The organism is Actinopolymorpha alba DSM 45243, assembly GCF_000373925.1.
Classification (GTDB): domain Bacteria; phylum Actinomycetota; class Actinomycetes; order Propionibacteriales; family Actinopolymorphaceae; genus Actinopolymorpha; species Actinopolymorpha alba.
In genome coordinates, this window is the sequence record NZ_KB892711.1 from 1 (window position 1) to 8,924 (window position 8,924).

General features: G+C 67.8%; 10 protein-coding genes and 1 pseudogene. 5 read left to right on the forward strand and 6 right to left on the reverse strand.

What is annotated here, in order from left to right:
* Positions 1-239 (forward strand): annotated as a pseudogene (locus B141_RS51250) (NF041680 family putative transposase); the annotation flags it as partial.
* Between the two features lie 82 nt (positions 240-321).
* Here B141_RS51250 and B141_RS38975 read toward each other — a convergent pair.
* Complete coding sequence (locus tag B141_RS38975; protein ID WP_157180813.1) at positions 322-1,197, reverse strand: alpha/beta hydrolase; 876 nt, start codon at positions 1,195-1,197, stop codon at positions 322-324.
* Positions 1,198-1,922: 725 nt separating this feature from the next.
* Between B141_RS38975 and B141_RS38980 the strand changes: the two genes are divergently transcribed.
* Entirely contained in the window at positions 1,923-3,038 is a 1,116-nt protein-coding gene (locus tag B141_RS38980) for a serine/threonine-protein kinase (RefSeq protein WP_051113973.1), read from the forward strand.
* 4 nt (positions 3,039-3,042) lie between these two features.
* Here the strand turns inward: B141_RS38980 and B141_RS0105290 are convergent, their stop codons facing one another.
* Entirely contained in the window at positions 3,043-5,073 is a 2,031-nt protein-coding gene (locus B141_RS0105290; RefSeq protein WP_020574131.1) for a vWA domain-containing protein, read from the reverse strand.
* A 133-nt stretch (positions 5,074-5,206) separates the two neighbouring features.
* On the opposite strand from B141_RS0105290, the gene B141_RS0105295 reads away from it, so the two are divergent.
* Positions 5,207-5,749, forward strand: a complete 543-nt coding sequence (locus B141_RS0105295; protein WP_026256930.1) for a transcriptional regulator — start codon at positions 5,207-5,209, stop codon at positions 5,747-5,749.
* Between the two features lie 19 nt (positions 5,750-5,768).
* Here B141_RS0105295 and B141_RS0105300 read toward each other — a convergent pair whose 3' ends face one another.
* The 3 genes from B141_RS0105300 to B141_RS0105310 all read right to left on the reverse strand — a co-directional run bounded on the left by B141_RS0105300 (position 5,769) and on the right by B141_RS0105310 (position 6,827).
* Complete coding sequence (locus B141_RS0105300) at positions 5,769-6,245, reverse strand: hypothetical protein (RefSeq protein WP_020574133.1); 477 nt, start codon at positions 6,243-6,245, stop codon at positions 5,769-5,771.
* 88 nt (positions 6,246-6,333) lie between these two features.
* On the reverse strand, positions 6,334-6,618 hold the full coding sequence (locus B141_RS0105305; RefSeq protein WP_020574134.1) for a hypothetical protein: 285 nt from the start codon (positions 6,616-6,618) through the stop codon (positions 6,334-6,336).
* Positions 6,615-6,827, reverse strand: coding sequence for a hypothetical protein (locus B141_RS0105310; protein ID WP_020574135.1), 213 nt, complete (start codon positions 6,825-6,827; stop codon positions 6,615-6,617). The genes B141_RS0105305 and B141_RS0105310 overlap by 4 nt, the downstream gene beginning before the upstream one ends.
* A 120-nt stretch (positions 6,828-6,947) precedes the next feature.
* Between B141_RS0105310 and B141_RS38985 the strand changes: the two genes are divergently transcribed.
* Positions 6,948-7,826 (forward strand): 2-phosphosulfolactate phosphatase, encoded by an 879-nt coding sequence (locus B141_RS38985; protein ID WP_020574136.1) that lies wholly within the window; start codon positions 6,948-6,950, stop codon positions 7,824-7,826.
* Positions 7,827-7,915: 89 nt separating this feature from the next.
* Here the strand turns inward: B141_RS38985 and B141_RS0105320 are convergent, their stop codons facing one another.
* Positions 7,916-8,461: an MOSC domain-containing protein gene (locus tag B141_RS0105320; protein WP_020574137.1), complete on the reverse strand. Its 546-nt coding sequence runs from the start codon at positions 8,459-8,461 to the stop codon at positions 7,916-7,918.
* Between the two features lie 224 nt (positions 8,462-8,685).
* On the opposite strand from B141_RS0105320, the gene B141_RS0105325 reads away from it, so the two are divergent.
* Positions 8,686-8,924 (forward strand): ArsR/SmtB family transcription factor (locus B141_RS0105325; protein ID WP_157180814.1); only part of this gene is annotated, 239 nt, incomplete at its 3' end.

An 8,924-nucleotide genomic window follows, 5' to 3' on the forward strand; every position in this document is an offset into this window, starting at 1 on the left:
GTCGCCCCTGGGAACCACGCACCCGCGATCCCCGCCGGCTCACCCCCGCCCAGACCCGTCGAGGATTTCGCAACATCCGCCCGACCATGGTGCTTCCGGCCGGCGTCCCGAAACCCTCCCACCCTGGCCCAGGCCGTCCCCCCAACTCACCCAACAAGCAACGCGCCGTCGTACGCCACGTCGGGAAGATCACCAAAACGGACACACCAGTCACCACAGCGACCAACCAAAAAGGTTAAACAACAAGCTAAGGGGCTACCAGCCGCGAAGCACAGGTAATCGCCGAAATCTGTTTGCCCGCTTTCGCACGTATCCGGCGCATCAGATCACATGTACCGAATCGCGGGGAGAAACCAGAGTTCGCTGAAAGAACGCGAGTGCCTGCGCGCCGAGTTCGGTCCAGGGCTCGTTGCCCCACGGTGCGTCCACGTCGGGCAGCAGGTTGTGGTGCCCGCCCTCGACAACATGGAAGGTCACGTCACCGTCGTACGCGCGAAGGGCACGGACCATGGTCTCCGCCTGGGCGAACGGCACAGTCTCATCGTTCGTACCATGCACGATCAGGAACGGCGGTACGCCCGCGCGCGCGTAACCAGCTGGGCTCGCCAGGCGTCGCAGCTCGGGCGTTTCGGCCCGCGGGCCCCCGAACAACGCATCAAGGACTTCGGCCTGGTCCTCCGGCATCGGCAGAAAGTCGCTCGGCGCGCAGCGCATGATCGCTGCCTGCACCGCGCTCGACCAACCTGGTGATCCGCAGTCGCCTTCCAGATCAGCGCGATTGGCGGTGGTGCCGAGCAGCGCGGCGAGATGCCCCCCGGCCGAGTCGCCCCACGCGCCTACGCGATCGGGGTCAACGCCGTACGCAGCGGCGTTCGCTCGGAGCCAGCGGACCGCCGCCTTGACGTCGTGCAGCTGCGCGGGAAAGGTGGCCCGATCGGACAAGCGGTACGTCACGTTGGCCACGACGAATCCGTGGGCGGCAAGCAGCGGACCCAACCATGGATACAGCCCGGCAGACCGTTCGCCCGCGCGCCATCCGCCGCCATGGAGGTAGATGACAGCTGGGGCCGGGGATGGCGGCCTCGGTGTGGGAAGAAGCAGATCCAGATAGAGGGCAGCCTGCCAGGCTGGAAGTCCAGGGACAGCGCCGTATTGAAGTGCGGCTCGAACGTCAACCGCGTAAGGCGTTTCTGGCATCGTAAGCATCATGCTTGGGCACGCTAACGAGGCCGTACGACGAAAGGCCAGAGGCTAGGCCATGTCCGATTCCGGCAGTGCCACTCTTCAATCCTGAACGAAGCCGAGCTCCGTGCCGTCTGGGTCTCGGATGGTGAACTTGCGATTCCCCCACGGCGTTTCAGCAAAGGGCTCGATAACGTCGACGTTGGTTGCCGAAAGCCTGCTCCAGCAGCCGGGACATGTTGACCGAGAGCACTCCCACCAGGGAAGCAGTGGAGACTTTTCCGTTTCAGAGCACGGAAAAGTCTCCACTGTCTCGACGACATTCGGGATGCCTGCGCAAGCGGTGAACGGCGTATCGGGCCGAGCTGGCGGTCAACGAGCGAGCTCGAGTGGGCTTACCGCGTGGCCGCACAGGCGGCGACGGATCTTCCGGAGATAAGCGGCGTGCCTGAGGTGACAGCGCCACCGACCACCCGCGGTGAGTACGTCGTACGCGTCGGCCGGCATCCGGTGAGTGGTTCAGGGCCAAGCCGGCCGGAGTTGACGGATCCGGATCTGGACAGATGGTTGGCCGACTTCGCGCGGCGCCGATCGAACCGCCATCCGCTCAACCGCCTTCCGGTCGCTCCGGCCAGAACCTGTGGCCGCGCTCGCTGAGACCGCGAGCGCGACCTCTCAGGTGCGTCGCGAGCTGGGCTGTCACGAAAGATCCAGAAAGCACGCCTAGTACGGTCTGTGCGGTGGAGGCGTTCGCAGGGCGTTACACGCTGATCGACCTGATCGGCACCGGTGGCATGGGCTCGGTCTGGCGCGCCTGGGATCAGCGCCGGCGTACGTACGTCGCGGCCAAGGTGCTCGGCCAGCACGACGCGGCCATGCTGATCCGGTTCGTACGCGAGCAGTCGTTGCGGATCCAGCATCCGCACGTTGTCGCGCCGCACAGCTGGGCCGCTGACGACGACAAGGTGGCGTTCGCGATGGACCTGGTCCGTGGCGGATCAGTCGCGACCTTGCTCGGCGACCATGGTCCACTGCCGGAGAGGTACGTCGCGGTCCTGCTCGACCAGGTGCTCCACGGTCTCTCGGCAGTCCATGCCGCCGGCATCGTGCACCGCGACCTGAAGCCAGCCAACCTACTCCTTGAGCCGACGGGTACGCATCGACCGCATCTGCGGCTGTCGGACTTCGGGATCGCCGGCCTGATCGACGAACCGCGGCTGACCCGGAACAGCATGGTCCTTGGTACGCCGGGCTACCTCGCCCCCGAACAGCTGCGCGGCGCCGACCCCGATCCGCGACAGGACCTCTACACCCTCGGTGCGGTGGCGGCTGAGCTGCTGACCGGCGTCCGGCCGGGCACCGACAGTAGTCTGCCGATCGCCGGGGGCGGACCTTTGTGGGATCTCGTACGCCGGCTCACCTCGGTATCCCCTGACGATCGGCCTGGTTCGGCGGCGGCGGCGAGGGACCTGCTGGCAACCGTTGGTGTCCTCCCGCCGGACGGCGCGACGCCCTGGGCGACCGAAGCCGACCCGCCTGAGGTGTTCGACCAGCTCCCACCGCTGCCGCCGGGTTGGGGTCCGTCGGGTCCTGTGCTCAGGCCTGCGACTGCCCTGCCGACCGGTGTACCCGCACGCGAGGATCGTCCGCGCGCCGAGCCCACCGGCGTGCCGGCGCGTCAACACGACCTTGCGCCGGCACCGTCGCGTACTCCACGGGAAGGCCCCCGAGGGGCGCCGATTGGTGGGGAGCCGGACCATCGACCTCGGGCTCGAGCTCTGGTATGGATGGCCGGCCTCAGCATCACCGGAGCAGCCGGGCTGATTGGTGCCGCGATCTGGCTCCTCGTGCGCTGAGGTTTCACCACCTCTGGTTGGGATCCGGTTGGTGCGGCGGGTTGTGGGGTGGTCCCTGGTGCGGGCCGCTCGACGGGCCCTGCCAGGGGTTGTGCGGTGGGTTCTGGTGTGGATGCCCGCCAGCGTTGATGGCCGCCGGCCGCCGCCGGATCTGCGTGATCGCCCACACACCGAGCAGGGCGAGGAGGACACCACCGCCACCGAGACCGGCAATCAGGCCGACCGGCACGCCACCCTCGTCGGACGGACCGTCGCTCTGGGCGCGCGCGCCTGTCTCCGCCTTGCCACCGGGCTCCTCGCCGGGCGCGGGGGTCACCTCGCTGCCCGAGACGGGGCGCGCATCCTTGACGTACTCCGGTCTGCCCGTTCCGGCGGTGCCCTCAAGGCCCACCGTCAAGGTCATCGGGACGGTGAAAGCGGGATCGGCGGCACGCTTGGCAAGAACGACGACCACGTAGTAGTCACCCGGGGTTGAGGACCCTTTGTCCTGGCCGTTAGGACCTTCGCGGTTGAGGTAGCGGACTTCCTTGGTGGTGACGCCGGTATGCATGCCCCGCTTGGTCAGCACGCCGCGCTGGCCGCCGAGACCCGGCGCCTTCTTGGCGAAGACGGCGTACACCTCGTCACCGGTCGGAGAGATCAGGTAGGTGTCGACGTACCGCGTCATGCCGGATGCTCGAGCTGTCGCGGCGGACAGCTGAGGAATGCTGACCTGGGCCTGCAGCCGCTGACCCCAGTCGATCTTCACCTTGTAGATCTGGATCTCTCCTGGCATCAGTGTCGTCTTGTAGCTTCCCGACGCGATCCGCGGAGCGTCAGCGAAGCTCGAGCCAGGCACGATCTGCTGAGGTGTCGCCTCGGACATGGGGGTCCAGACCGGGTTGTCCGCCTCTCCCGGGAGCCCGGAGGTCGTGCGCACCGGCGGCTCCTCATTGACGCGAAGCTCGAACGCGGTGCCCTCCATGCCCGACCAGCGTTGTCCCCCGGAGACGCTGAGCACCAGCTGCGGAGAGTCGGCACAGGCTTCGCGCCAGTCGGACCAGCTGGACGCCGAACCGGTGGCAAGCACCTCGCTGGTACCGAACTTGGTCGCGTGCGGGTAGCTCCACCCGCAGCTCTCGCCGTCGGGTGTCATGAGCTCGACCTTGGCCATCACCGTGTTGCCTGTGCTCGCGGGGCTGCGGAAACTGACGCCGGCCCGCAGCGTGGACTTCGCGATGGTCCTCTTCACCAGGTAGTACTTCGCGGTCTTGTCCGCGGCGAAGGCGTCGGAATACAGGCCCGGTCGGAGCACAGGCGCGCCCTCCTGGCGCGGCGCACCCTGGACCGGCGTACCGGAGATCCGGAAGGGTCGGAACGCTCGGGTGGACAGGCGGTCAAGGCCGGCCTCGAGATCAGCGGTGGAGTCGGCGTCGTAGTAGTCGCCGCGTCCCTCACGGGCGACGCAACGTAGCTGGTCGCGCGCCTTCGCGCCCACCCTGAACCCGATCACATCGATCTTCAGGTCGATGCCCTGATCGGCGATCGAACGCGCCACCTCGCACGGCTCGGGATCGCAGGTCGCCTCACCATCGGAAACGAGCAGGATGGTGCGCTTGCCGTCTGGGCCGAGGTCCTTCGCCGCCTGCTGGAGGGAGTAGCCGATCGGGGTTTCGCCGTAGGGCTTGTAACCCGCGATCGCCGATCGCAACTGGTCGTGGTTGCCGGTGCCGATCGGGACGGTCAGCTGGGTGTCGGTGCAGGCACCCGGCTGGCCGCGCTCGAACACCGTCGCGCCATAGACCCGTAATCCCACCTCGGCGCTCGCCGGGAGCTTGCCGACCACCGAGGTCAGCGCCGTCCGGGCGGCCGCGATCTTGGTCTGGCCATCGCCCGCGGGCTCTTTCATCGACCCAGACGAGTCGAGCACCAGGACGAGTTTGCCGGTGGTGCCAGGGTCGGCGTGGGCGGCACCGACGCTCAGGCTCATGCAGAGCCCAGCGGCGACCAACAGCATGGCCGCGAGACGGCGGCGGTATCCCGGCGTTCGGTTCATCGTCCCCTCCAGGTGGATTCGCAGCCGCAATCGTGCTCGTTTGCAATCGCGAATGTCAAGTCGGAACAAGGCCTGGTTTCAGGCGTTCGCAAGTGCGAAGATGACAGGGCCCGGCAGCGAGGAGGACGCCACCGTGGACCAGATCGCGTACAACCTGCGACAGCAGATCGAGCTCTACGGCGAGCCGCTCGGTCCGCTCGTGCGCCGGATCTGCGACGCCCTCGGTCTCAGCCAGGCCCGCCTGGCCGAGACCCTCGGGCTGTCCGCACCGATGCTGTCCCAGCTGATGAGCGCTCGACGGGTCAAGATCGGCAACCCGGCCGTGGTGTCGAGGCTGCACGCACTCGACGAGCTCGCGGCAAGGGCGGAATCCGAGGGCGTACGGCCAGACGAGATCGCCGTCACCCTGGACGAGATCCGCGGCACCAGCGGAGCCTTTGCCAAATCAGCGCCGCCCACAACCCCCGGCCGCGCGGGTCCGCGCGCCGTCGTACGGGAGATTCAGGACCTGTTCCGTTCAGTCGCGGCCGCCGACGAGGTGCTCCGCGCCGCGGACCTGGTCGCCGGCGAGTCCCCTGAGCTGGCCGAACTCATGCGCACCTACGGCGCGGGACGCACCGATGAAGCCGTAGCACATTTCGAACGCCATCTCGGCGGGAGCTCCCACCCGCGGTGAGAGCTCCGCCCGGGCGAGCTCAGATGAAGTCGAGGGTGAATCGACCGCGCGCGTCCTCGAAGTACACAATGACCGCCCACTCGTCGCCACCGATAGTCCCATGGCAGAGGGTGACCACTCCTTGATTGACCTTTTCTGTGTCGGGACAACGGAGGGTCGCGGTCTCGTCCCAGTCCTCCTCGACGAGGTCAGTGACGACTCTGGTGAGGTCCGTCCCTCGAATGAGCCCATCCGTTGGCGGCTCGGGAACCATGCCCCGTAAGGGGGCGGCGCTTTCCACGTCGGCATAGTCCTCGTCGGGTGGGACCAGATAGGGATCGGTGAACAGGACGAACACACCGATGACGATGACGCCGACGAGAGCGGCAATGGACATCACGAGGCTGGCAACAGCCATCCCCGGGCCGGCGCCGCGGTCACGAGGCGGGGGATGCGGGCCCGGAAAGGCGGACCAGTCAGGTGGCTGCTGCTGACCTCCGGGGTTGCCGTCGTACATCTGCGCTGCTCACCTTCCGGAACCGATCATGGCGGGTCGGGGCACGGTAGCCCGGAGCCGGTCCACTCGGCATGCGAATTGCCGAGATTCACTGCTCTGACGGCTCGGGTGGAGGGCTCTGCCCGGCGTTCGCCTCCAACGGACGCATCCTGCGGATGCCCTGACTGAGGCTCGCGACGATCGCTGTCACCGCGAGGATTCCGGCGAACCCGGCGAATGCCCAGTGGCCTCCCCAGAGTTCGACAAGAGCGCCGCCGAGCAGCGGGCCGGCCGGGTTGAGCCCCATCGCCAGCATCCCGGTCGCGCTCTGCACCCGCCCCTGCATCGCGTCCGGGGTGATGGCAACGCGGTACGCGAACATCGCGGCGTTCACCGACGGGCTGATAAGCATGGCGAGGACCAACGGGAGGGCGAGCGCGTACTGCCGGGCAGGATCGCGGTGACGCCGACAAGGGCGGCACCCAGCCACGACATCGCGATGATGAGAACGGGCGGGCGGAACTTCGGCTGCAACCACGGTACGAGCAGAGAGCCGAGCAGCCCACCGACGAGAACGATCGACTGCACGACTCCGATTCCCACCCCGTCCTCGCGCGCTTCTTGATCCGGTTGGGGACACCCTGGCTGAGTTGGTCAGGGTTACGCAGCCGAGCGGTCCGCCTCTGGCCAGCGGGCCATCGAGGTCATGGGAGGCTTCTCGACATGGACAACGTGTACGGCCAGAGCCAGGCTCAGGTACGCATGGAATGGGGGCCGACGGGCGCCGCGGCCGTTGCGGAGGACGCCGACATCGCTGTGGTTGTTGACGTTCTGAGCTTCACCACCACGTTGTGCGTCGCCGTCGAGAGGGGCGCGGAGGTCTTTCCCTATCGGTGGCGGGATGAGTCGGCGCGGGAGTACGCGCGTTCGCACGAGGCGACCCTGGCGGTCGGCCGGTTGGAGGCCCGGCAATGGAGCGCGGGCGAGCAGGTCAGCCTTTCGCCACACAGCATTCGCGCCGCCAGAGATCTGAAACGGCTCGTGCTCCCGTCCCCCAACGGGTCCTCAATCTCCTTCCTGCTCGCGGAGACTGGCGCGCAGGTGGTGGGAGCCTGCCTGCGTAATCGGTCCGCCGTGGCGACCTGGATTGCCGACAAACTCGCCCAGGATCCAACCCTGGTTGTGGCTATCGTCGCCGCCGGCGAACGCTGGCACGACGGATCCCTGCGCCCAGCCGTTGAGGACCTGTGGGGCGCCGGCGGTGTGCTCGCAGCGCTCGCCCAGCATCTCCGCGTCGAAGCCTTCAGCCCCGAAGCCCGCACGGCCGCGGCCGCGTTCCGGAACGTCGAAGCAGATCTTGGCACCGCGCCGCTGGAATGCACTAGCGGGCGGGAACTCGTCGAAGCGACCTTCGAGGCCGATGTCCTGGTCGCCGCCGAGGTGGACGCGAGCGCCTGCGTACCCGTACTGGTGGACGGGAGGTTCCGGGATGCGCTGCCACCGAGGAACGGCGTTCGTTCAGAGATCCCGAAGATGGATGATGCCGCGGACATTGAGCGGGCGCCGGAGCTCGGGACGTTCCAGTCCGTCGACGATCACTGATGCGCCGATCCAGGTCACGCCCGCGTCGGCCACCAACTGCCGCCAGGCGTAAGTCGCCTGGTGCGGCGGCGTTCGGGCAGATGTACCGCTCAGACTCGATCGAGGGGGCGATGGGGCTCGGCTGGAAGCTCAACTCTGATCGCGTCGTCGGGACGCACCACGCCGCCCACCTTTACGGTGCTCATGATTCCGGCCTTACGGATGACGTTTCCGGCCTCATCCCGTCCGAGCAGCTGTTTCAGCAGCCCGTCCTGGAAGTTGTCAATCTGCCGGCAGGGATTGCGGAGTCCCGTCACCTCCACCACCGCTTCGTCCCCGATCCGCAGCAGCGTGCCGACTGGCAGGTCGAGCAGGCTGAGACCCCTGGTGGTGATGTTCTCTCCCAGGTCGCCGGGCGCCACCGTGAAGCCTTCCTGGGCTACCTCGGCGAAGAGCTCCTCGTGAATGAGGTGGACCTGGCGGAGGTTCGGCTGGCTGGGATCGCGGGCGACCCGCGAACGGTGCTTGACCGTGACGCCGGCGTGCACATCGCCTTCGACACCGAGCCCGGCGAGCAGGGTGATGCTCGGGTAGTTCGGCTTGGTGAAGGAGTACGTGCCGTTCCTACTGACCGCCACCACCGTCCCGCCCAGCATGCGGAGCTCCCCTCTCCCGGAGTGATCGCCCACCAGCGAGCCTAGCCGCGCTGGCCGCGCCTGGTCGCGCCAAGGCGCCTCCTCGTGCGGTCCGGTTGACAGGCCCCGGCATCTCCCGCACACTTCGACGTGTGAACAGGTCTTCAGATGAGCGTGTGTCGGCGATCGACGGTTGCAGCAACCGGCTGGTCGACCCGCACCGCGTGGCAGCCGTGTGCGCGCGGATGCCCCACGACACCGACGTCGTCGACACCGCGGACGTGTTCAGCCTGCTCGCCGACCCCGGACGGCTACGNCTGCTGGTCGCCCTCCTCGACGGCGAACTCTGCGTGTGCGACCTGGCCGCGGTCACCGGACTGAGTGAGTCCTCCACCTCACACGCCCTCCGCCTACTCCGCGCCCACCGCGTCGTCTCCGTACGCCGCGACGGGCGGATGGCCTACTACCGCCTCGACGACGCCCA